Here is a 20,256-nt window from a genome sequence, read left to right as displayed (position 1 = left end):
CTAGCGGCGGCGCTGGGCTCGCTGGAGCTGGCTGATGCGGGGGCGCGGCTTTGGCCGGGGCGGGGCGCGGGCTTGGCCGCCGCCGCCCTGTTCAACGCGACGCTGATGCTGGGGGCGGGCTGCGTGCTGATGACGCCCGACACGCCGCTGCTCTTTTTCTGGGTGATGGGGCTATGGGCGCTGGCCCGGCTGGCGGCGGGGGGCGGCGCGCGCTGGTGGCTGGCGGCGGGCGGTTTCGCCGGGCTGGCCCTGCTTTCGAAATACACCGCCGTGTTTCTCCTCGCCGGGGCCGGGCTATGGGCGCTCACCGCCGCCGCCATCCGCCCGCAATTGCGCACCGCCTGGCCCTGGGCGGGCCTCGCCCTGGCGCTGCTCCTCTTCTCGCCGGATATCGTCTGGAACGCCGCCCATCACTGGGCCAGCTACCGCAAGCAGGGAAGCAGGGTGGCGGGGTTCGACCTCGGCCGTTCCCTGCAATTTTTAGGCGAGCTGCTCGGCGGGCAGGCGCTGCTGTTCACCCCGGTCATCGCCGTGCTGGCGGCGCGCGGCCTCTGGCGGCTGGGCCGCGAGCGCTCGCCGGGCGCGGCGCTGGCGCTCTGGCTCAGCCTGCCCCCCGCCGCGATCTTTCTGGAACATGTGCTGAGCGGGCGGGTGCAGGCGAACTGGGCCGTGATCATCTATCCCTCCGCCTGCCTCGCCGCCGCCGCCGCCCTGCCGCGGCGCTGGCTGGGCGCGGCGCTGGCCAGCGGCTTCGCCGTCACCGCGCTGGTGTATGTGCAGGCCGTGGCGGCGCCCTTTCCCCTGCCCGCCGCGCGCGACCCCGCCGCCTTGCAGCTCGCCGGCTGGCGGGATTTCGCGCAGGCCGCCGCCGCCTCGCACCCCGCCTTCCTCACCTCGGATGATTACGCCACCGCCGCCGCCCTTGCCTATTACGCGCCCCGTGATGTGCCGGTGCTGGGGTTCGGCCCGCGCTGGCAGGATTTCGCCTGGCCGATGGCGGCGCCGGACCAGCCCGGCCTGCTCATCTTGCGCGGCACCGGCGAGACCTGCCCGGACCAGCTGGGTACCATCTTGCGCACCCGCCGCGGCGAGACGGCGATGAGCTACCGGGTCTGCCGCTTCATGGCGCCCGGGCCGGGGAAGATTTTCCCCCGGCCCTGAGCCGGGTGGACGCGCCCGCCGGTTCGGCTAGGCTGGGGGGATACGCAATGGGAAGGGGAGGAGCGATGCTGGATTTCATCGTGCGCGCCATCATACCGCTGGTGGCGCTGGTGCTGGCGGCGCTGTGCCTGGCGCTGGGCCCGCTTTGGCTGGGAATCATCCTCCTGCTGGTCTTCGCCCTCGGCGTCTATGATTATTTTCAGCGGGACTGGACGATCACCCGCAACTTTCCCGTCGCCGGGCGGCTGCGCTGGGTGTTCTATAAGCTGCGGCCCTTTCTGCGCGCCTATATCGTCGAGGATGATCTGGGCGGACGGCCCTATTCCTTCGAGGCGCGAAATCTCGTCCATGCCCGGGCGCGCGGCGTCACCGATACGCATCCCTTCGGCACCGAGCGCGACGTGAATAGCGAGGATTATCAATGGCTCAACCATTCCGTCGCCCCGGAGCCGGAACCGGATAAAAGCCCGCGCGTAATGGTGGGCAATGCCCAATGCGCCCGGCCCTACTCCGCCTCGGTGTTCAATATCAGCGCCATGAGCTTCGGCGCCCTTTCCGCCAATGCGGTGCGGGCGCTCAATCTCGGCGCCCGGCTCGGCGGATTTTATCACGATACCGGCGAGGGCGGGCTTTCCGATTATCATCTCGAGCATGGCGGCGATATCGTCTGGGAGCTGGGCTCCGGCTATTTTGGCGCGCGTGACGCCAAGGGGCGCTTCGACGCGGAGAAATTCCGCGACCGCGCCGCGCTCGACGTGGTGAAAATGACGGAAATCAAGCTCAACCAGGGAGCCAAGCCCGGCCATGGCGGCTTATTGCCGGCGGCGAAGGTGACGGAGGAGATCGCCCGCATCCGCCAGGTGCCCGCGCATCAGGATTGCCTTTCACCGCGCGGCCATTCCGCCTTCTCGACGCCGATCGAGATGATGGAGTTCGCGGCGCGGATGCGTGATCTTTCCGGCGGCAAGCCCGTGGGGTTGAAGCTCTGCGTCGGCCAGCCGCACGAGCCCTTCGCCATGGTCAAGGCGATGCTGGAGACCGGCATCCGCCCGGATTTCATCGTGGTCGATGGCGGCGAGGGCGGCACCGGCGCCGCGCCGCTGGAACTCTCCGACTGGGTGGGAATGCCGCTCTCCGAGGGGCTGGTGCTGATGCGCAACGCCCTGGTGGGGGCGGGGCTGAAGGATGAGGTGCGGCTCGCCGCCTCCGGCAAGATTTATTCCGGCATGGGGCTGGCGCGCAACATCGCCCAAGGGGCGGATTGGTGCAATGCCGCCCGCGCCTTCATGCTCTCGATCGGCTGTATCCAGGCCCAGCGCTGCCATCTCGGCACCTGCCCCACCGGGGTGACGAGCCAGGCGGCGGGCCGTCAGCGCGGGCTGGTGCCGCAGGTGCAGGGCGAGCGCGCGGCACGCTTTCATGCCAAGACCCTGGAGGCGCTGGCGGATATCGTCGCCGCCGTCGGGTTCAAGCATCCGAATGATTTGCAGCCGCACCACCTGATGCACCGGGTAGGGCCGGAAAAGGCGGAACCGATGGACAGCATCCGCGCCTTTTTGCCCCGCAATATTCTGCTGGAGGCGCCGGAGGAGACGATCTACGCCGATTGGTGGCGCGCCGCGCGGGCGGACAGCTTCCGCCCGGCGATCGATTTGACCCATAAACGGGCGGTGAAGCGGGCGGCGGCGGATGCGCGGGAGGAACGGCGCTGATCGCCGGGGCGCAAGACCGGGCGTGTCTTTAAACGCCCCATTGCCATGCCTATCCTCAGGCGGAGGAGAGGGCGCAACCCAGGCACGGCTTGCCGGGCGCACCCCGCTCTGGCAGAGGTTTTTCCACCCCCTTCGGAAAGAGGGAAAAGGAGGTCAAAATGATACGGTCGAAAAAAATTCTGCGGGGCGCCGGGCTGGGCGCGGCGGTTCTGGCCGTGGCGGCGCTGGCGGGCTGCGCCCCGGCGACACCCACCGGCCCCACCGTTCTCGTCACTCCGGGCAAGAATGTGAGCCCCACCCAGTTCCAGCAACAGGACGCCTATTGCCGCCAGGTGGCGGCACAAAACCTCAATGGCGCCTCGCAGGAGACGAAGAATTCCTCGACCAAAAAGGCCCTGGGCGGCACACTGGCCGGGACCGCCGCTGGCGCGCTGCTGGGCGCGGCGGCGGGCAATGCGGGCATGGGTGCGGCGATCGGCGCCGGCTCGGGCCTGCTGCTGGGCGGCGGCCTCGCCGCCGTGGGATCGAACAAGGCCGAGCAGACCATGCAGCAGCAATACAACATTAATTACGCGCAATGCATGACGAGCTACGGCAACGTCTATCACGGATATTAACATCGCCGCCCCGGCCCGCGGCCGGGGCGCGCCCGGATGCGCGGCTATGAAGACTGCGTGCGGATCACACGCAGGAAGGCCGCCGATATCTGTTCCGCCGAATAAGGCTTGGTGATCAGCTCGAACCCATGGGTTCCTTCCCGGACCAGCACATCGCTGTAGCCGGAGGTGAGGATGACGGGCAGGCTGGGCCAGGTTTTCTGGATGCGTTTCGCCAGCTCCAGCCCGTTCATCCCCGGCATCACGACATCCGAGAACACCACATCGAATCCTGGCTCCGCCGTGAGGCAGGCCAGAGCCTCGTCCGCGTTTTTCGCCCAGGTCGTCTTATATCCGAGATCGGCGAGGATCTGGGTGGCGAAGTTTCCGACTTCGAGATTATCCTCGACCACCAGGACATTCTGCCCCTTGCCGGCGGGCGGCGCCTCGGCCGGCGTCGCCGGCGCCATTGGTTCCGCCGGCTCGGCCACCTCCGGCAAATAGAGCTGAAAGCAGCTTCCCTGGCCCGGGATGCTCTCCACCAGAATGTCGCCCCCGGATTGCTTGGCGAAACCGAAAACCTGACTCAATCCCAGACCCGTCCCCTTGCCCACCCCCTTGGTCGTGTAAAACGGCTCGAAGATGCGGCTCAGCTGGTCGGGCGGGATGCCGTGCCCCGTATCGCTCAGCGAGACGACGACGAAGGGGCCAGGTCCGCCGGCATGCCCCCGGATGCGCGGCATGGATTTGCGGCTTTCCAGGCGCAGGGTGAGCTGGCCCTCGCCATTCATCGCGTCGCGCGCATTGACGGCCATGTTGACAATCGCGGTTTCGAACTGGCTGAGATCGGCCATCACATAACAACGCCGGGGCTCGATGACCGCTTTGACGCGGATGCGCGCGCCGGTGACGGTATCGAGCATTTCGGCAATGCCGCGCAGGCGCTCGGCCACGTTGAACACCTCCGGCTGAAGCGCCTGCCGCCGGGCGAAAGCGAGGAGCTGCCCGGTGAGCTTCGCCGCCCGGTCCACCGTGTCCGAGACCGCATCCATGTATCGTTTCCGCCGCTCCTCGCTGAGATGAGGGCGGCGGAGGAAATCCACCGAGGAGCGGATGATGGTGAGGAGATTATTGAAATCATGGGCCACCCCGCCCGTGAGCTGGCCCACCGCCTCCATCTTCTGGCTTTGCCGCAACGCCTCCTCGGCCACCGTGCGTATATCCACCTCTTGGCTCACGCGCTGTTCGAGCGTGGCGTTCAACTCGCGCAGCCGCTCCTCGCTCGCGCGCAGGGCTTCCAGATGGCCGCGCGCCTCATATTGCCGCCGGCGCCCGCGCAGCGCGGTCTGGACCAGGCTGATCAAAGTGGTGGGATGAAACGGGCGTTCAAGAAAGGTGACATTGCCGAGAATTTGCGAAAGACGGGCGGCGGCGGGGTTTCTCTCCGGACCGCCGCCTTGACGGGTCATGAGAATGAAGGCGAGATCCGACCAGGGGGGCTGGTTTTCCAGCCAAGAGCTGATGCCCGCCAGATCCGATCCGGCCAGAGCTTCCTCCGCGAGCAGCACCACGCCAGCGCCGGCAGCGAGTTCTGCAATCAGCTCGGAGAGATGATCGACCTTGTGGGATTCGATATTGGCATCACCGAGCAGATTGCAGGCCACCACGGCGTCGCGGCCATGAGGGGTCAGCACCAGCGCCCTTTCTGAAACAGAGGCGGGCATGTTCAATCCGGATTGGGATCGAGGCGTTTCAAATCCTCACGCGAGCCTCTGAACTGGGGTGTGCCCCCGAGCACGCCCGCGAATTCGTCCAAAGGCTGGCCGACGGAAAGACCATGAGCGTTGATTCTATATTCCCGAATGGTCTCCTCGTGCTCGCCGGCCCGCTTCTTCACCACCGATATGGCGCGGCGGATCCGCCCGAAGGCCTCGAAATATCGCAATAAGATCACGGTATCCGCGAGATAGGTGATATCGATGGGCGTCGTCATGTCGCCCACCAGCCCGTGCTGGGCCACGGTGAGGAAGGTCGTGGCCCCTTGCCGGTTCAAATATTGCAGAAGTTCATGCATATGCAGAACCAGCGCTTTTTCCTGCGGCATGGCGGCCTGATAGCCGTTGAGGCTGTCGATGACCGTTGTCTTGACTTGGTTGATATCGACGACCCGGCGGACCTTATGGGCAAACTCACCGGGAGAGAGCTCGGCGGCATCGACCTGCTCGATGAAAAGCTGGCCCCGATTCCGGTGGCCCTCCAGATCGAACCCCATGGAGCGGGTCCGATTAAAGAGGAATTCCATCTCCTCGTCGAAGATGAACATCGCCGCGCGTTCGCCGCGGGCGATGGCGGCAAGGACATACTGAATCGATACCAGGGATTTTCCCGTTCCCGCAGGCCCGAGGATCAGCGTGCTGGAACCTTTCTCAATGCCGCCACCCACCAGGGCGTCCAGCTCCGGCACGCCGCTCTTGAGCTGCTCGCGCGCGAAGCCGGTTTTATGGTCAAGCGACACCAGGCGGGGAAAAACCTGTAAGCCCCCGCGGGCTATGATGAAGTCATGGTAGCCGCCGCGAAAATTCTGGCCCCGGTATTTGACGATGCGCAGACGCCGCCGCTGCGCGCCATAATCCGGCGCCAGCTCCTCCAGCTTGATCACCGCATGGGCAATGCTGTGGAGGGTATTGTCTTTCGTCTCGGCCGAAAGGTCATCCAGCATCACCACCGTGGCCGCGTTGCGGCTAAAATAATGTTTGAGCGCCAGTACCTGCCGGCGGTAGCGCAGAGACGAGCCGGCGAGCAGCCTGATCTCGGAGAGGCTGTCCACCACGACGCGGCTGGGCCTGGCGCGGTCGATCGCCGCGATCAATTGCCGCGCCGTCTCGCCGAGTTCGAGGTCCGAGGAATAAAGGAGGCTCTGGTGCTGGGTTTCATCGAGAAGACTATCCGGCGGAACCAGTTCAAAAATTTCGATGCCATCCAGGGACCAGCCATGCGAGGCCGCGGCCTCGGCCAATTCCGCCGCGGTTTCCGACATCGTGACGTAAAGCGCGGATTCGCCGCGCCGGGCGCCTTCGAGCAAGAATTGCAACGCGGTTGTGGTTTTGCCGGTGCCCGGATTGCCTTCGAGGAGATAGAGGCGCTCGCGGGCCAAGCCGCCACGTAAGATTTCGTCCAGCCCCTCAATGCCGAAGGCGGCTTTATCCTCTAATGCCACTCTGGCACTCCCGAACTGCACGTTCCGGCAACGATAGACCATTTTGGACGAGGCCCGCTAGTTGAGGGCCGATGAATTGAAAGCAAAGAACGCACCGGAGCCGGAAGAGCGGAGGAGGGCCAGCATGGGCCGGGAGCGCTCGCGTTTCCTGGCGCCCGCGTCATCGCTCCGGCTTCGGGGCCTCAATCGTCCCGGTGGACTTTTTCCATCCGCTCGTGCCGCTCTTGCGCCTCGATGGAAAGGGTGGCGATCGGCCTCGCCTCCAGCCGCCTTAACCCGATCGGCTCCCCGGTTTCCTCGCAAAAGCCATAGGTTCCATTTTCGATCCGCTCCAAAGCCTGGTCGATCTTGCCGATCAGCTTGCGCGCCCGGTCACGGGTCCGCAGCTCCAGCGCCCGGTCGGTCTCGACGCTGGCGCGGTCCGTGATATCGGCTTCCAATATGCCACCTTCCCCCAGCGAAGCCAGGGTGCCGTTGGCCTCCTTCACCAGATCGGCCCGCCAGCGCAGTAATTTTTGCCGGAAATACTCGACCTGTATGGGATTCATGAACTCTTCGTCTTCCGAGGGCCGGTAGTCCGGAGGCAACGAAATCAGCATGAAAATCGGTCCTTAAACATCGATGCGGGGCGAGTCCCATTGCCACCCCTTGCGTTGGCCGGGCTTATAGCGACGGGCCGGGCCCGCGCCAAGGCGGCATTTTTGCCGGCGCCGGAGTGACATGCCGCCTCCCGCCTCTTACGTATCGGTTTGGCAAGGGGTATCTGCCCAGCTCCAGACCGTTTTGGGCCATAGATGCGCCTTAATGCTAAAGCTTGATCGGGATCATGAACATCGAACCGCGTTTTTTCTCCCAAATGGAAACCCCCGTGGATGGGCCGCTGATCTCGGCCGTTGTCCCGGTCCATAACGAGGCGCCCAATCTCCTGCCGTTGATCGAGGCCATCAGCGCCGCGCTCGCCGGGCTGGCTCACGAAATCGTCTACGTGGATGATGGGAGCACGGATGAGACGCCCGCCATCCTGGCTGACATCGCCCAGCGCCTTCCCACCCTGGTGCGGGTTCGCCACCAGCGCAGCTGCGGGCAGAGCGGCGCGGTCATCACGGGGGTCAAGACCGCCCGCGGTCTCTATATCGCGACGCTGGATGGCGATGGGCAGAACGATCCCGCCGACATCCCCGCCATGCTCGCGGCCATGCGGGAGGCTGAGGCCAAAGGCCCCCGGCCCGTGCTCATCGCCGGGCACCGCGTCAACCGCCAGGATTCCAGCGCCAAGCGCTACGGTTCGCGCCTGGCCAATAAAATCCGCGCCTGGGCGCTGAAAGACGCGACGCCCGATACCGGCTGCGGGCTGAAACTGTTCCGCCGGCAGGCATTCCTCGAATTGCCGCATTTCGATCATATCCACCGTTTTCTGCCCGCCCTGTTCATCCGCGCGGGCGGGCAGGTGGTGTCGGTGCCGGTGCGGCACCACCCCCGCACCCATGGCGCCTCGCATTATAATAACTGGCAGCGCCTGAAAGTGGGGCTGGTCGATCTGGCCGGCGTGGCCTGGCTCCAGCGCCGCTGGAAAGTGCCGCAGATCGAGGGGCGGGAATGAGCAGCACCCAGGCCGCGAGCGCCGGCGGGCTCGGCCGCGTTCTCAAACCCGCCTTGATGGCGGGCGGCCTCGTCGCCGCGGGCGCCGCCCTGTCCCTCGTTCACCATGGCGGCGCCGAGACCGCTCTCACCGGCGTTCTGGGTCAGGGGGGCTGGCGCGGGCAAAGCGTCTATCTGTTTCTTGCCACCTTGTTTGTCGCCATAGGCTTGCCCCGGCAGATACCCGCCTTTGCGGCGGGCTACGCCTTCGGCCCCTGGTATGGAACCACCATCGCCCTGGTGGCCCAATGCCTGGCGTGCAGCCTCGATTTCATCTGGGCCCGCGCCGTGGCCCAGGATTTCTGCCGCCGTAAATTCGGCGCCCGGCTCGCCTGGGTGGACCGCACGCTGGCCCGCCACCCTTTTACCGCCACCCTCATGCTGCGGCTGATGCCGGTGGGTAATAATCTTCTCCTCAACCTCGCGGCCGGGCTCACATCGGTGCGTCTGCTGCCATTCCTGACCGCCTCGGCCATCGGCTTCATTCCGCAAACGCTGGTGTTCGCCTTGCTCGGCAAGGGGAGCGCTCCGGATCATGCCCATCTGCTATGGCTGGGGATCGGCACTTTTGCCGCCTCGGCCTTGCTCGGGCTGTTACTTCTCCGCCGGAACCGGTCTATATGACCCGCATGGCGGTTTGGGCACTTTAATCCGGCTGCCTGATTCGGGCATGATTTGAGGAAGTCGGATGACGAGCCGAGTGATCCCTGTCGAGGCCTTCGTTCTGGTCGTGTTCGGCGCGACGGGCGATCTCGCCCGCCGCAAGCTGATCCCGGCGATGTTCCAGCGCGACGCGGCGGGGCAATTGCCGGAGGCGGCTGATATTATCGGCGTTTCCCGCGGCCGGCTGGGGGAGGAGGAGTTCACCGCCCTGGCCAAGGCGGCGGTGGAGGAGCATGTCCCGGAATGGGAGCGCCCGGCGCCGCTGGTGGAGCGTTTTCTCCAACGGCTGCATTATGCCTCCGCCGACGCTACGGGCGATGAGGGCTGGCGGGATCTGGCGGAAAAGCTCCGGCCTTATGAGGACCGGATCAAGGTCTTCTACCTCGCCACCGGCCCCGCCTTGTTCGGGCCGATCTGCGAGCGGCTGGGCCGGTTTGGTCTGGCGCAAGGCGATGCCCGGGTCGTCGTCGAAAAACCCGTGGGTAATGATGGCGAGACCGCCCGGGCCGTGAACGAGGCGATCGGCAAGGTTTTTCCCGAGGAGCGGATCTACCGGATCGACCATTATCTCGGCAAGGAGACGGTCCAGAACCTCATGGCGCTGCGTTTCGCCAACGCGTTGTTCGAGCCGCTCTGGAACGCCGCCCATATCGATCATGTGCAGATCACTGTGGCCGAATCATTGGGTGTGGAAGGCCGCGCCGGATATTACGACAAGGCGGGCGCGCTGCGGGACATGGTGCAGAATCATATGCTGCAATTGCTGTGCCTGGTGGCCATGGAGCCGCCCGCCCATCTCGCCGCCGACGCGGTGCGCGACGAGAAGCTCAAGGTTTTGCGCGCGCTCAAACCCATGCAGCCGCAAAACTGGGTGCGCGGCCAATACCGCGCCGGAGCCAGCGCGGGCGGCCCGGTGCCCGGCTATCTGGAAGAGCTGGGAGAAAAGGAAAGCCAGACCGAGACCTTCGTCGCCCTCAAGGTGGAGATCGAAAACTGGCGCTGGGCGGGCGCGCCCTTTTATCTGCGCACGGGCAAGCGCCTCGCCGAGCGGGTTTCTGAAATCGTCATCGTCTTCAAGCCTGTGCCTCACTCGGTCTTTGGCGAGGCGGCCGGCCCCGTCTCGCCCAACCGGCTCGTCATCCGCCTGCAGCCGGATGAAGGTGTCAAGCTCTGGCTGATGATCAAGGACCCTGGACCCGGCGGCATGCGCCTGCGGCCGGTGCCGCTGGATATGAGCTTTTCCAAGGCGTTTGGCGTGCGCAACCCGGACGCTTACGAGCGGCTGGTGCTGGATGTGGTGCGCGGCAACCAGACGCTGTTCATGCGCCGGGACGAGGTGGAGGCGGCCTGGGCGTGGATCGACCCCGTCCTCGACGCCTGGAGCCAATCGCCAGAGCCGCCCAAGCCCTATACGGCGGGCACATGGGGGCCGAGCGCGGCCATCGCCCTTATCGAGCGCGATGGGCGAACCTGGATGGATGGCGGCGTTTGATCCATGAATTCGCCAGCCGCGCCGAACTCGCCGCCGCTCTGGCGGATGCGGTGGCGGCGGCGCTCAGCGCCCGCCTGCGCACCCAGGATACGGTCTGGCTCGCGGTTTCCGGCGGCAGCACGCCCCAAAACTTCTTTGCCGAGCTGAGCCGCAGGCCGCTCGATTGGCGCCGGGTGACCGTCACGCCGGTGGATGAGCGCTGGGTGCCGGAGGAGCATCCTCGCAGCAACGCCGCCCTCATCCGCCGCCTGTTATTGAGAGAGACCGCCGCCGCATCCCGTTTCGTGCCGTTTTATGATGGCGCGCGGACGCCGGAGGCCGGGCGCGATGCGCTGGAGGCGCGGCTGGCTTCCTTGCCCTTGCCGCTGGCGGCGGCGGTACTAGGTATGGGAGAAGACGGGCATACCGCGTCTTTTTTTCCGGGCGGGGACCGCTTGGCCGCCGCTCTTCGGCCGCCTCCTGGCCGTCTGGTGGAAACCATGCGCGCGGCGGGGGCGGGTGAGCCGCGAATGACGCTCACCCTGCCGGTTCTGGCCGCGGCCGGATTTCTCGCCCTGCATATCGAGGGCGAGGCCAAGCGCCAGGTGCTGCGGCGGGCGGCGGCGCCCGGCCCGGACGAGGAAATGCCCGTGCGCGCCCTGTTGCGCCACGACCCGCATATTTTTTGGAGTCCCTGATCATGGTCCATCCCGTCATCGCCGAGGTCACCGCCCGCATCGCCGAGCGCAGCCGGCCACGGCGGCAGATTTACCTGGAACGCATCGCCGCCGCCGCCAGCGCCAAGCCGAGCCGCCAGGCGCTGAGCTGCGCCAATCAGGCGCATGCCTTCGCGGGGTGCGGCCTCGCCGATAAATCCGTGCTGCGAGACGGGACGGGGCCCAGCCTCGGCATCGTCACTGCCTATAACGACATGCTATCCGCCCATCGCCCCTATGAGGATTACCCCAAGCTCATCCGCGAGGCCGCGCATAGCGTGGGCGGCGCGGCGCTGGTGGCGGGGGGCGTGCCCGCCATGTGCGACGGCGTTACCCAGGGCCAGGCCGGCATGGAGCTCTCCCTGTTCTCGCGCGATGTCATCGCCCTTGCCACCGGGGTCGCCCTCTCCCATGCGAGCTTCGACGCCGCCTGCTATCTCGGAATTTGCGATAAGATCGTGCCCGGCCTCGTCATCGGCGCGCTCACCTTCGGTCATCTGCCTTCGATCATGATCCCTGGCGGGCCGATGCCCTCCGGCCTTTCCAATAGCGAGAAGGCGAAGATCCGCCAGCTTTACGTGGAGGGCAAGATCTCGCGGGCGGAACTGCTCAAGGCGGAGGGCGAGGCCTATCACGCCCCCGGCACCTGCACCTTTTACGGCACGGCCAATACCAACCAGGTGATGATGGAGGTGATGGGGCTGCACATGCCGGGGGCCGCCTTCATCAATCCCGGCACGCCGCTGCGCGAGGCGCTGACCCGCGCCGCGGCCCAGCGCGTGCTGGCCCTCACCGCGCTCGGCAATGAATACAGGCCGATCGGGCGGATGGTGGATGAACGCAGCTTCATCAACGCCATCGTCGCGCTGCACGCCACGGGGGGGTCCACCAACCATACCATCCATCTCATTCCGATGGCGGCGGCGGCGGGCATATCCCTCACCTGGGCGGATATGGCCGAAATTGCCGAAGTGACGCCGCTGCTCTGCCGCATCTATCCCAATGGCACCGCTGACGTGAATCATTTCCACGCGGCGGGCGGCACCGGGTTTCTCATCCGCGAACTTCTCGGGGCGGGGCTGGTGCATGAGGATATCGAGACGGTGATGGGCCAAGGTCTCGCCGCCTACGCCAAGGAGCCTTATCTGGACGATGGCGAACTCGCCTGGCGCGACCCTCCGGAAGCGAGCCGTGACGAGAAGGTGCTGCGCCCCGCCAGCCGGCCTTTTCAACCCACCGGGGGCCTCAAGCTGCTCGCGGGCAATCTCGGCCAGGGGGTGGCGAAAATCTCCGCCGTCGCGCCGGAGCGGCACGTCATCGAGGCGCCGTGCCGCGTGTTCCACGACCAGGAGGAGGTGCAGGAGGCATTCCAGGCTGGCGAGTTGAACCGGGACGTGGTGGTGGTGGTGCGCTTCCAGGGGCCGCAGGCCATCGGCATGCCGGAATTGCATATGCTGATGCCGCCGCTCGGCGTGCTCCAGGACAAGGGCTACAAGGTCGCGCTGGTGACGGATGGACGGCTCTCCGGCGCTTCGGGCAAGGTGCTCTCCGCTCTGCACGTCACGCCCGAGGCCCTGGCGGGCGGCCCGCTCGCCCGCCTACAGGATGGCGATGTGGTGCGCGTGGACGCGGTGGCCGGCACGCTCGACACGCTGGTGCCCCAGGCGGAATGGGAGGCGCGGCCTCTCGCCTGGGCGGATTTGGATAAGCATCATCATGGCGTCGGCCGCGAATTGTTCGCCCCGTTCCGCCGGCTGGTCAACCGCGCTGATCATGGCGCCACGATTTTCGCCAGCCAGGAGGAGCCAGCGTGATTCAGAACGGGCTCGAACCGGTCCTCCGCCTCGCTCCGGTCGTTCCGGTCGTCATCGTCGAGAGCGTGGCGGAGGCGGTGCCTCTCGCCCGCGCCTTGGTGAAAGGCGGGCTGAAGGCGATCGAGATCACGTTGCGCACGCCGGCGGCGCTGGACGCGTTGCGCGCCGTGGCGGCTGAGGTGGAGGGCGCGGTGCCCGGGGTGGGAACGGTTCTCACCCCCGCCCAATACCGTGAGGCCGCCGCGGCGGGGGCGAAATTCGCCGTCTCGCCCGGCATCACGCCCAGATTGCTCGACGCGGCGGAGGAGGCGGGGCTGGCGCCGCTGCCCGGCATCGCCACCGCCTCCGAGGCGATGACGTTGATCGAGCGCGGTTACCGCTTCGCCAAATTCTTCCCCGCCGAGGCGGCAGGGGGCGTGCCCTTCCTCGCCTCGCTGGCCTCGCCTTTGCCGCAGCTTCAATTCTGCCCCACCGGTGGCATCACGCCCGCCCTGGCGCCGCGCTATTTGGGGCTTCCCAACGTCATCTGCGTGGGCGGGTCCTGGATGGTCAAAAAAGCCGCGATCGCCGCCGGGGATTGGGACGCCATCACCCGGGAGGCGGCGGCCGCCGCCGCGCTTCAACCCAGCCGGGAGGGGTGAGCCAGGGGCGGGCTTTGGGCCTCGACCAGCGCCAGCAGCCCGCCCAGCACTTGCGCGGGGCTGGGTGGGCAGCCGGCGATAAGGAGATCGACCGGCAGGAACGCCGCCGCCCCGCCCGCCACGGCGGGGGAACCCGTGAAAACCCCGCCATCCACGGCGCAATCGCCCACCGCCACCACCCAGGCGGGGTCTGGCATGGCGGCGCGGGTCTGCGCCACCGCCTCGCGCATATTCACCCCGGCCACCCCGGTGATCAGCAGAATATCGGCATGGCGGGGGCTCGGCGTGAAGGTGAGTCCGTATTGGGTGAGATCGTAAATCAGATTTTGCGTGGCGCGCAGCTCCAGCTCGCAGCCATTGCAGCTGCCCGCCGCGACATGGCGGATGGCCAGAGCGCGGCCCAACCGCCGCCGCCCGGCCGCCTCCAGCCGCGCGCCCAGGGATTTCGCCAATGCCGCGTCGGGGCCGAGCGGGGACGGGGGGCGGGAAAGCAGATGCCGGGCGAGAGTTTTCCAGACCATGGGCGGGCGCTCACTCCGCGCCGGGCAGAAAGCCGACGATCCGCTCCGCCGCCGCCGTGATGGGGTTGGCGATGGCGGCGGCGCGGCGCGCGCCCGTCTGCAAGATCCGCTCCAGCTCCGTCCTGTCCGCCAGATAGGCGCGGGTGCGCTCGCCGACCGGCACGATATGCGCGACCAACGCCTCGGCCAGTTTTTCCTTGAACGGCCCGAAGCCCGACCCGGCGAAGCGCGCCAGCACCGCTTCCTGGCTTTCGCCGGTAATGGCGGCGAAAATACCGACGAGGTTGCGCGCCTCGGGCCGGGACGCCAACGCGCCGATATGATCCGGCAACGGCTCCGGGTCGGTCTTGGCCCGGCGGATCTTCTGGGCGATGGCGTCGGCGTCGTCTGTCATGTTGATGCGCGACTGATCCGAGGGGTCGGATTTGGACATTTTGCGCGTGCCGTCGCGCAGGCTCATCACCCGCGCGGTTTCGGGCGGCACCAGCGGCTCTATGCGCGGAAAGAACGCCACGCCGTAATCATGGTTGAATTTCTCGGCGATGTCGTTGGCCAGTTCGAGATGCTGAAGCTGGTCATCGCCCACCGGAACGCGGGTCGCGTGATAGGCGTGGATGTCCGCCGCCATGAGATTGGGATAAACGAAGAGGCCGGTGGAAACCTCCTCCTGATTCTTGCCCGCCTTGTCCTTGAACTGGGTCATGCGCTTCAGCCAGCCCATGCGGGCGACGCAGTTGAAAATCCAGCCCAGCCGCACATGGGCGGGGACGGCGGATTGATGAAACAGAATGCTGCGCGCCGGGTCGATCCCGCAGGCGAGCAGGAGCGCCGCCATGGCGAAGGTCTGCTCGCGCAATTCCGCCGGGTCTTGAAACACGGTGATGGCGTGCAGATCCACCAGGCAATAAATGCATTCATCCTCGCCCTCTTGCAGGGCCACCCAGTTACGCAGCGCCCCCAGATAATTGCCGAGCGTGGCGATGCCGGTGGGCTGAATGCCGGAAAAAATGCGAGCCATATCGTCCCCTGGTTTGTGCTCGTCAGGCGACCTTGTCTTCCGCCGCGCCGATGCCGAGCTGCTTGAGCTTGCGGTGCAGAGCGCTGCGCTCCATGCCGACGAAATTGGCCGTGCGGGAAATATTGCCGCCGAAGCGGAGCAGCTGGGCCTGGAGATATTGCGTCTCGAACACGTCCCGCGCCTCGCGCAGGGGCAGGGCCATCACATCCGCAGCCGGGTCGATGGCCAGCGCCCGCGGCGCGTGGGCGGCGAGCTCCGTGGGCAGATGCTCGGCATGGAACAGATCCCCCGGCTCGCCGGAGCGCATGATCATCAGCCAATCCATGATATTGCGCAGCTGACGGACATTGCCCGGCCAATCATGGTTTTGCAGCGCGGCGACGGCGTCCGAGGCGAGGCTGCGCGGCGCCAGGCCGGAGATCTCCGCCGCGTGTGTGAGGAAATGGTTGGCGAGGGCGGGGATATCCTCCCGCCTTTCCTTCAGCGCCGGCACGCGCAGCGGCACCACCGCCAAGCGGTAAAACAGATCCTCGCGAAAGCGCCCTTCGCTGATCAGCGTGGGCAGATCGCGCGCCGTGGTGGCGAGCACCCGGATATCCACCTTCACCCGGGTCGCGCCGCCCACGCGCTCGAAACTCTGGTCCTGCAACACCCGCGCGATTTTGCTTTGCATTTCAAGCGGCAGTTCAGAGACTTCGTCCAGCAGCAGCGTGCCGCCATGAGCGCGCTCCAGCACACCGAGCTTGCGCGGGGTGTCCGGTCCGGCCTCGGTGCCGAACAGCTCGGCCTCGAATTTCTCCGGAGCGAGGATGGCGCAGTTTATCACCACAAAAGGACCGTCCGCGCGGCGGGATTTCGCATGGATCATCCGCGCCACCACCTCCTTGCCGGAGCCGGGCGGGCCGGAGATCAATACCCGCGAGCCGGAGGGAGCCACCTTCTCGATGGCGTTGCGCAAGGCGGAGATGCCATGGCCGGTACCGATCAGGCTCGTGTCATTGCCGACGCGCAGGCGCAGCTCGGCATTCTCCCGTTCCAGCCGCGCCGCCTCCAGCGCCCGTTTGACGACGAGGAGCAGCCGGTCGGAATTGAAGGGCTTTTCGATGAAATCATAGGCGCCGCGCTGAATCGCCGCCACGGCGGTCTCGATCGTGCCATGGCCCGAGATCATCACCACCGGCACGCGCGGCACCTCCTGGTGCAGCGCCTCCAATATGCCGATGCCATCCAGCTTGGAGCCTTGCAGCCACACATCGAGGATGACGAGATCCGGGCGGCGCAGGCGGTAGGCGGCCAGCGCCTCATCGGAGGTGCCGGCGCAGCGGGCCTCATACCCTTCATCCTTGAGAATGGCCTCGACCAGCATGCGGATATCCGGCTCGTCATCCACGATCAAAATTTCGGGCATCAGGCAGGCAACTCCTTCGCTTCCTCCATTATCGCAGTTTCCGGCAAGGCCGGCAAAACCAGCGACACCTCGGCGCCCACCCCGCCCGGCGCGGCCTTCAGCACCAGGCGCCCACCATGGTCCTCCATGATTTTGGCGACGATCGCAAGCCCGAGCCCCGTGCCCTTCGGCTTGTGCGTCACATAGGGCTCTGTCAACCGGTCCCGCCCGGTCTCCGGCAGGCCGATGCCGTCATCCGTCACGCTCAGCACCGCCATGCCGGCCTGCTTGTGCAGCCGCAGGGTTACATGGCCCGCTCCCGCGCGCATTTCCACCGCATCGGCGGCGTTTTGCAGCAGATTCGTCAAAGCCTGGCCGATCAGCCGCCGGTCGCACAAGGCGTAAAGCGGCGTGTCGATCTGCACGTCCCATTCGATGTTCCGCTTGGCCACGCGTTGGAGCACCATCGCCTCGCGCGCCAGCCGTTCGAGCGATTCCGGCCGCATCACCGGCTGGGGCATGCGGGCGAAGGCGGAGAACTCATCCACCATGCGCCCGATATCGCCGACATGGCGGACGATCGTCTCGGCGCATTGGGTGAAGCTCTCGGGGTCGGAGGAGATTTCCTTGGCGAAGCGGCGTTTCAGCCGCTCGGCGGAAAGCTGGATGGGCGTGAGGGGATTTTTGATCTCATGGGCGATCCGGCGCGCCACATCGGCCCAGGCGGCGTTGCGCTGGGCGGCCATCAGCTCCGTCACGTCATCGAAGGTGACGATGAACCCATCCGCCACGCCCTCATTCATCTCCGCGCCGATCCGCACGAGCAATACCCGCTTCTCCGGCCCCGTTCCCCGCTCGACCTGCGCGGTGGCGGGCCGCTCCGGGATCGCCATGACCGTCGCGATCAGAGTCGCGAATTCCGGCACGATTTCGGCCAAATTCTGGCCGATATGGAGATGCAGGTCGAGATGCAGCAATTCCGAGGCGGCGCGGTTGGGCAATTCGATCCGCCCCTTGGTGTCGAGCCCGATCACCCCGGCGGAGACGCCCGCCAGCACGGTTTCCGTGAAGCGCCGCCGCTCATCGAGCTGCCGGTTCACATCCAATAATTGCTTATGCTGGGCGGCGAGCTGCGCCGTCATCCGGTTGAAGGCGCGGGACAGCCCCTCCACCTCGTCGCCCGTGTCGCGCTCGGGCACGCGAACGTCGAGATTGCCGCGGCTCACGGATTCGGCGGCGCGGATGAGATGGCCGAGCGGTTTGGCGATCTGGTTGGCGATGACCAGGCCGAAGCCGATGAGCGCCGAGAGCACCAGCAGGGTGAGCACGGCGATGATCAGCGCGAAAGAGATCTCCAGCTGGGCGCGGTTCCTGGCCAGGCGCTGATATTCGAGCACGGCCTGCCGGGTCTTGTTCACATGGTCGAGAATCGCCGGGTCGATCGGTTTTTCCAGCAGCAGCATCAAAGGAGGGGTGATGTCGAGCTTGATGAGGGCCTGTTCCGCCGTGCTGCCGGGCGGGCTGATCACCGGCACCCCGCCCCGGTCCGCCTGGGCGATGACGGAACGGTCCGGCAGGCTGGTATCCAGCCCGGCGAACAGCCCGGCGGAGGCGATGATCTGCCCCGAGCGGGGGTCGAAGATTTCCGCCTCCGTCAGGCCCCGCACCGAGGTTTGGGCGGCGAGATAGGTGGCGAATTCGTTGGGATTGCCAAAGAACACCCCCCCGCCCTGGGACAGGTCATTGGCCATGGCCAGCGCGTCCAGGCGGATGTCGTTCTCATGCTCGGTGAGGTAACCCTGCGCCACCTGCCCGCTCTCGGCCAGCGCCGTCTGCACACGGTCGTTGAACCAGGCCTGGATGCCGAAATTGAAGAAGACGATCGCGAAGACGGCGACCAAAATCGCCGGCACGGCCGCGACCGCGCCGAAGAGGATGACGAGGCGGACATGCAGCCCCGCCCCGGCGGCGCCGCGCCGGTGCTCCAGCACCACCCGCGTCACCCGCCCGGCCAGAACCAGGATGAGCAGAAGCAGCGCCGCGAAATCGGCGACGAGGAGGGCCACCGCCCCGCCGGAATGCAGCGAGAGATGGATGCGCCCGGCGAGCAGCGCGAAGCTGACGATCCCCAGCGCCAGGGCGGCGGAGGCGATGAACAAAGTTGCCACGCGCCCCAGCAGCAGATCCACCACCCAGGCGAACCCGGCGCGCCGGGGTTTCGGTTCGGCGGGGGAGGGCGTCTTGCTCATCCGACGCGGCGCTGCACGCCGATTCCGTGCTCCCGGATCTTCTTGCGCAGCGTGTTGCGGTTGAGACCGAGCAGCGCCGCCGCGCGAATCTGGTTGCCGCGCGTCTCGGCCAGGGTCATGCGGATCAAAGGCCGCTCCAGCTCGGCCAGGGCGCGTTCATAGAGCACGCCTTCCTCGCCGGTTTCCCGCAGGGAGGCGAGCAGCCGGGCGATATGGCGCTCCACCACCCCCGCGATGTTCGCGCCCTCCTCGGCCGCGGGCGTGGCGGCGGTGTCTCGCAGCGGAGCCGGGTCAGCCAATTCCTGCGCGATGACGGCCTCGCTGATGACCGGCTGCGGCACCAGCGCCGCGAGGCGGCGGATGACATTCTCCAACTCGCGCACGTTTCCGGGCCAGCGATAGGCGGAGAGCAGCGCCATGGCGGCGGGGTCGATGGTTTTGGCCGGCAATCCCTCCGCCTGCGCCTTGTTGAGAAAATGCTGGGCCAGGGCGGGAATGTCGTCCGGGCGTTCCCGCAAGGGCGGCAGGCGGATGGGGACGACGTTGAGCCGGTAGAACAGATCCTCGCGGAACTGGCCGGCGCGGATCAGCGCCCGCAGATCCCGGTGGGTCGCGGCGACGATGCGGGCGTTGGCGCGGATCGGCTGGCGGCCGCCCACCGCCGTGAACTCCCCTTCCTGGAGCACGCGCAGCAGCCGGGTCTGCGCCTCGGGCGGCATGTCACCGATCTCATCCAGAAACAGCGTGCCGCCCGCCGCTTGCTCGAACCGGCCGATATGCCGGTTGGTGGCGCCGGTGAAAGCGCCCCGCTCATGACCGAACAGCTCGGATTCGATCAACTCACGCGGGATGGCCGCCATATTGATGGCGACGAACGGACCCTGGCGGCGGCGGCCATAATCATGCAGGGCGCGGGCCACCAGCTCCTTGCCGGCGCCGGACTCGCCGTTGATCATCACCGTGAGGTCGGTGGTGGTGAGGCGGGCGATGATCCGGTAGATTTCCTGCATCGACGGCGAGCGGCCGATGAGGGGGAGCGCCTCCTCCGCCCCCTTCGCCGCTTGCGGCCCTGGCGCCAGGGTCACGGGTTGTTTCAGCGCCCGGTCCACCGCGCCCAGCAATTCTGTCAGGTCGAAGGGTTTGGGCAGATATTCGAACGCGCCGCGTTGGGTCGCCTGCACGGCGGTGGTCAGCGTGCTTTGCGCGCTCATCACGATCACCGGCAGTTCCGGGCGGATGCGGCGGATGCGCGGAATGAGATCGAGCCCGTTCTCATCCGGCATGATGACATCGGTGATGGCGACATCTCCCTCGCCATCCTCCACCCAGCGCCAGAGCGTGGCGGCGGATGATGTGGCGCGCACCTGATAGCCAGCCCGCCCCAGCGCCTGGGTGAGCACGGTGCGGATCGAGCGGTCGTCATCGGCGACGAGAACGGTGGGTAGCGTCATA

17 protein-coding genes are annotated in these 20,256 nt (G+C 66.8%); 9 read left to right on the top strand and 8 right to left on the bottom strand.

The window, feature by feature from the left end; genetic code table 11:
• The 3 genes from M7H45_RS10225 to M7H45_RS10215 all read left to right on the top strand — a co-directional run.
• A partial coding sequence (locus M7H45_RS10225; protein ID WP_298216629.1) for a glycosyltransferase family 39 protein occupies positions 1 to 1,161 on the top strand: 1,161 nt, incomplete at its 5' end.
• A gap of 65 nt (positions 1,162 to 1,226) precedes the next feature.
• Positions 1,227 to 2,873: an FMN-binding glutamate synthase family protein gene (locus M7H45_RS10220; protein WP_298216627.1), complete on the top strand. Its 1,647-nt coding sequence runs from the start codon at positions 1,227 to 1,229 to the stop codon at positions 2,871 to 2,873.
• 158 nt (positions 2,874 to 3,031) lie between these two features.
• The gene (locus M7H45_RS10215) at positions 3,032 to 3,490 is read left to right on the top strand and encodes a glycine zipper family protein (RefSeq protein ID WP_298216625.1); all 459 of its coding nucleotides are present in this window, start codon (positions 3,032 to 3,034) and stop codon (positions 3,488 to 3,490) included.
• A gap of 44 nt (positions 3,491 to 3,534) precedes the next feature.
• On the opposite strand, the gene M7H45_RS10210 is transcribed toward M7H45_RS10215, so the two are convergent.
• The 3 genes from M7H45_RS10210 to dksA all read right to left on the bottom strand — a co-directional run bounded on the left by M7H45_RS10210 (position 3,535) and on the right by dksA (position 7,285).
• Positions 3,535 to 5,193, bottom strand: a complete 1,659-nt coding sequence (locus M7H45_RS10210) for a response regulator (RefSeq protein ID WP_298216624.1) — start codon at positions 5,191 to 5,193, stop codon at positions 3,535 to 3,537.
• Between the two features lie 2 nt (positions 5,194 to 5,195).
• Positions 5,196 to 6,686, bottom strand: coding sequence for an ATPase domain-containing protein (locus M7H45_RS10205; protein ID WP_298216622.1), 1,491 nt, complete (start codon positions 6,684 to 6,686; stop codon positions 5,196 to 5,198).
• A gap of 182 nt (positions 6,687 to 6,868) precedes the next feature.
• Positions 6,869 to 7,285 (bottom strand): RNA polymerase-binding protein DksA, encoded by a 417-nt coding sequence (dksA, locus tag M7H45_RS10200; RefSeq protein ID WP_298216621.1) that lies wholly within the window; start codon positions 7,283 to 7,285, stop codon positions 6,869 to 6,871.
• Positions 7,286 to 7,512: 227 nt separating this feature from the next.
• Here dksA and M7H45_RS10195 point away from each other — a divergent pair, with 227 nt between their 5' ends.
• The 6 genes from M7H45_RS10195 to eda all read left to right on the top strand — a co-directional run bounded on the left by M7H45_RS10195 (position 7,513) and on the right by eda (position 13,629).
• Entirely contained in the window at positions 7,513 to 8,286 is a 774-nt protein-coding gene (locus tag M7H45_RS10195) for a glycosyltransferase family 2 protein (RefSeq protein ID WP_298216620.1), read from the top strand.
• Positions 8,283 to 8,948, top strand: a complete 666-nt coding sequence (locus M7H45_RS10190; protein ID WP_298216618.1) for a TVP38/TMEM64 family protein — start codon at positions 8,283 to 8,285, stop codon at positions 8,946 to 8,948. Before M7H45_RS10195 ends, M7H45_RS10190 begins: the two co-directional genes overlap by 4 nt.
• A 64-nt stretch (positions 8,949 to 9,012) precedes the next feature.
• Positions 9,013 to 10,479: a glucose-6-phosphate dehydrogenase gene (gene zwf, locus M7H45_RS10185; RefSeq protein WP_298216616.1), complete on the top strand. Its 1,467-nt coding sequence runs from the start codon at positions 9,013 to 9,015 to the stop codon at positions 10,477 to 10,479.
• Positions 10,476 to 11,156 (top strand): 6-phosphogluconolactonase, encoded by a 681-nt coding sequence (gene pgl, locus M7H45_RS10180; RefSeq protein WP_298216614.1) that lies wholly within the window; start codon positions 10,476 to 10,478, stop codon positions 11,154 to 11,156. The genes zwf and pgl overlap by 4 nt, the downstream gene beginning before the upstream one ends.
• 2 nt (positions 11,157 to 11,158) lie before the next feature.
• Positions 11,159 to 12,988: a phosphogluconate dehydratase gene (gene edd / locus M7H45_RS10175; protein WP_298216612.1), complete on the top strand. Its 1,830-nt coding sequence runs from the start codon at positions 11,159 to 11,161 to the stop codon at positions 12,986 to 12,988.
• Positions 12,985 to 13,629 carry a bifunctional 4-hydroxy-2-oxoglutarate aldolase/2-dehydro-3-deoxy-phosphogluconate aldolase gene (gene eda, locus M7H45_RS10170; protein ID WP_298216610.1) on the top strand — a complete coding sequence of 215 codons (645 nt, stop codon included), beginning with the start codon at positions 12,985 to 12,987 and terminating at the stop codon, positions 13,627 to 13,629. Before edd ends, eda begins: the two co-directional genes overlap by 4 nt.
• Here the strand turns inward: eda and M7H45_RS10165 are convergent.
• From M7H45_RS10165 to ntrC, 5 genes are read right to left on the bottom strand one after another with little or no spacing between them, the layout of a single operon-like run.
• The gene (locus tag M7H45_RS10165; RefSeq protein ID WP_298216608.1) at positions 13,608 to 14,150 is read right to left on the bottom strand and encodes an NADH-quinone oxidoreductase subunit B family protein; all 543 of its coding nucleotides are present in this window, start codon (positions 14,148 to 14,150) and stop codon (positions 13,608 to 13,610) included. The two genes, eda and M7H45_RS10165, sit on opposite strands and share 22 nt — an antisense overlap.
• A gap of 10 nt (positions 14,151 to 14,160) precedes the next feature.
• Positions 14,161 to 15,168, bottom strand: coding sequence for a tryptophan--tRNA ligase (gene trpS, locus M7H45_RS10160; RefSeq protein ID WP_298216606.1), 1,008 nt, complete (start codon positions 15,166 to 15,168; stop codon positions 14,161 to 14,163).
• Positions 15,169 to 15,190: 22 nt separating this feature from the next.
• Positions 15,191 to 16,576, bottom strand: coding sequence for a sigma-54-dependent transcriptional regulator (locus tag M7H45_RS10155; protein ID WP_408832785.1), 1,386 nt, complete (start codon positions 16,574 to 16,576; stop codon positions 15,191 to 15,193).
• Positions 16,576 to 18,804: a PAS domain-containing sensor histidine kinase gene (locus M7H45_RS10150; protein ID WP_298216604.1), complete on the bottom strand. Its 2,229-nt coding sequence runs from the start codon at positions 18,802 to 18,804 to the stop codon at positions 16,576 to 16,578. The genes M7H45_RS10155 and M7H45_RS10150 overlap by 1 nt, the downstream gene beginning before the upstream one ends.
• Positions 18,801 to 20,255 (bottom strand): nitrogen regulation protein NR(I), encoded by a 1,455-nt coding sequence (ntrC, locus tag M7H45_RS10145; RefSeq protein ID WP_298216603.1) that lies wholly within the window; start codon positions 20,253 to 20,255, stop codon positions 18,801 to 18,803. Before ntrC ends, M7H45_RS10150 begins: the two co-directional genes overlap by 4 nt.
• Between the last annotated feature and the right edge of the window lies 1 nt (position 20,256).

This window comes from Acidocella sp. (genome assembly GCF_027352905.1).
Lineage (GTDB): Bacteria > Pseudomonadota > Alphaproteobacteria > Acetobacterales > Acetobacteraceae > Acidocella.
Note: the sequence above shows the minus strand (reverse complement) of the source record. Positions and strands in the feature narration are given on the sequence as shown.

Coding starts and splice junctions, on each gene's coding strand:
- M7H45_RS10215 (WP_298216625.1), top strand. CDS start 3,032: ATGATACGGTCGAAAAAAATTCTGCGGGGCGCCGGGCTGGGCGCGGCG.
- ntrC (WP_298216603.1), bottom strand. CDS start 20,255: ATGACGCTACCCACCGTTCTCGTCGCCGATGACGACCGCTCGATCCGC.
- M7H45_RS10195 (WP_298216620.1), top strand. CDS start 7,513: ATGAACATCGAACCGCGTTTTTTCTCCCAAATGGAAACCCCCGTGGAT.
- M7H45_RS10165 (WP_298216608.1), bottom strand. CDS start 14,150: ATGGTCTGGAAAACTCTCGCCCGGCATCTGCTTTCCCGCCCCCCGTCC.
- dksA (WP_298216621.1), bottom strand. CDS start 7,285: ATGCTGATTTCGTTGCCTCCGGACTACCGGCCCTCGGAAGACGAAGAG.
- M7H45_RS10150 (WP_298216604.1), bottom strand. CDS start 18,804: ATGAGCAAGACGCCCTCCCCCGCCGAACCGAAACCCCGGCGCGCCGGG.
- M7H45_RS10210 (WP_298216624.1), bottom strand. CDS start 5,193: ATGCCCGCCTCTGTTTCAGAAAGGGCGCTGGTGCTGACCCCTCATGGC.
- trpS (WP_298216606.1), bottom strand. CDS start 15,168: ATGGCTCGCATTTTTTCCGGCATTCAGCCCACCGGCATCGCCACGCTC.
- edd (WP_298216612.1), top strand. CDS start 11,159: ATGGTCCATCCCGTCATCGCCGAGGTCACCGCCCGCATCGCCGAGCGC.
- zwf (WP_298216616.1), top strand. CDS start 9,013: ATGACGAGCCGAGTGATCCCTGTCGAGGCCTTCGTTCTGGTCGTGTTC.
- M7H45_RS10220 (WP_298216627.1), top strand. CDS start 1,227: ATGCTGGATTTCATCGTGCGCGCCATCATACCGCTGGTGGCGCTGGTG.
- M7H45_RS10155 (WP_408832785.1), bottom strand. CDS start 16,576: ATGCCCGAAATTTTGATCGTGGATGACGAGCCGGATATCCGCATGCTG.
- M7H45_RS10190 (WP_298216618.1), top strand. CDS start 8,283: ATGAGCAGCACCCAGGCCGCGAGCGCCGGCGGGCTCGGCCGCGTTCTC.